Below are 2130 nucleotides of genomic sequence, written 5' to 3' on the forward strand. Positions count from 1 at the left end.
TTAAAGGATTTTAATTACAAAAATCAACTGTAAAACTGCCTTCTAATTTAGAAAAAGTAAGGAAATCCTCCTTATTTTATCGACAAAATACATTTTCAAACAAAAAAGACGAGGATAAAACTCCTCGTCTTTTCTCATTACTTTTCTTCAAATAATAACGCTTCTAATTCATTTAATTTCTCTTCAAATACTTGAAGTGCCTCTTTCACTGGTTCAGGAGATGCCATATCAACTCCTGCTTTTTTCAACACTTCAATTGGATAATCGGAGCTTCCCGCTTTTAAGAATTCGTTAATGTAACGTTCTACTGCTGGTTGCCCTTCTTCTAAAATTTGTTTAGATAACGCTGTCGCTGCACTAAATCCTGTTGCGTATTGATATACGTAATAGTTGTAATAGAAGTGCGGAATACGAGACCATTCTAAACCGATTTCTTTATCGATTACTAAAGCATCCCCGAAATATTTCTTATTTAAATCGTAGTAGATCTCCGTTAACATATCTGGCGTAACCGCATGTCCTTCTTGTACTTTTTTATGAATGATATGCTCGAACTCTGCAAACATTGTTTGACGGAATACAGTACCACGGAATCCTTCTAAATAATGATTTAATAAATATAGACGCTCTTTTTTATCTTCTGTCGTTTTTAATAAATAATCATTTAGAAGCGCTTCATTACAAGTTGATGCTACCTCTGCAACGAAGATTGAATAATCACCGTATACGTGTGGCTGTGTCTTTCTTGTGTAATAACTATGCACCGAATGGCCAAACTCATGAGCAAGTGTATATAAATTATTTACATTATCATGCCAGTTCATTAAAATATACGGATTTGTTCCGTATGCACCAGATGAATATGCTCCGCTTCGTTTGCCTTTATTCTCGTACACATCTACCCAGCGATTTTCATATGCTTCTTTTAAAATTTCAACATATTCATCACCAAGTACATTTAAAGACTTCAATAACATTTCTTGCGCTTCTTCATACTTCACATTCATTTTCACTTCTTGTACAAGTGGTGTATATAAATCGTACATATGAAGCTCATCAAGTCCTAGTGCACGCTTACGAATATCAATGTAACGGTGTAATAAATGTAAGTTGTCATTTACCGTTTCAACGAGTTGATCGTATACTGCTTCAGGAATATTATTATTGCTTAATGCTGCTTGGCGAGCAGAGTCATATTTACGAATACGTGCATTGAAATTATTACGTTTCACTGCCCCGCTTAACGTACTTGCAAAAGTGTTCTTAAATTTCCCATACGTTTCAAATACAGCTTTGAATGCATCTTCGCGAACACGACGATCATCACTTTCTAAAAACTGAATGTAACGGCCATGTGTTATTTCTACCTCTTCTCCATCCTCACCTTTAATAGATGGAAATTTCAAATCCGCATTATTCAACATACCGAATGTATTACTTGATGCACTCATCACTTCAGATGCTTCTGCTAATAACGCTTCCTCTGCCTCAGATAATACGCGCGGGCGTTGACGTGTAATTTCTTCTAATGCATGCTCATATACACTTAGTTCTCGATTTTCTTGTAAGAATGTTTGCAATGTATCTTCTGAAATAGATAAAATTTCAGGTACGATATACGCTGTGCTACTAGATACTTGTGAGTATAAATTTGTTGCGCGATCATTCAGTGCTTGATACACAGAGTTTGTTGTATCTTGATCGTAACGCATATGTGCATATGTATATAGCTTACCTAATCGCATTGAAATTTCATCTTCATATTGCAATGCCTCAAGCAAATTGTCTGCAGAGTCGCCAAGCTTCCCTTTAAATTCAGTTAACTTTGGCAATAGCTCTTTAATAGCTTGGAATTCTTTTTCCCATTCTGCATCTGTTTGGAAAATATCTTCTAATCGCCATGTGCTTGCTTCTTCAATCTCATTGCGATCTGGTAATGTTTTTGCTTTATTTTGTTCAGACATTCTGTAAGCCCTCCTTTAAATATCTCTACTTAAGTACAATTCTGTTTTTCTTATGTAATTTCTTCACGTTCATTCTTTATTATATCCCCTTTTTCTTCTCTCATGTTGAACTGAGGTGGTACAGTAAAACTGGAACACAGTATAGAGATAAATTATTCTATATAAG

At 35.0% G+C, this 2130-nt stretch carries 1 protein-coding gene; it reads right to left on the reverse strand.

What is annotated here, in order from left to right; all coding sequences use genetic code 11:
- Window positions 1-137: 137 nt before the first annotated feature.
- Window positions 138-1964 carry an oligoendopeptidase F gene (pepF, locus tag AB3X49_RS23155; RefSeq protein ID WP_367965013.1) on the reverse strand — a complete coding sequence of 609 codons (1827 nt, stop codon included), beginning with the start codon at window positions 1962-1964 and terminating at the stop codon, window positions 138-140.
- Window positions 1965-2130: the final 166 nt, after the last annotated feature.

It is taken from the genome of Bacillus sp. C30, from assembly GCF_040838255.1.
Classification (GTDB): domain Bacteria; phylum Bacillota; class Bacilli; order Bacillales; family Bacillaceae_G; genus Bacillus_A; species Bacillus_A mycoides.

What these genes read in the sequence shown, in the direction of transcription:
- pepF (WP_367965013.1), bottom strand. Translation starts at nt 1,964, where the DNA reads ATGTCTGAACAAAATAAAGCAAAAACATTACCAGATCGCAATGAGATT.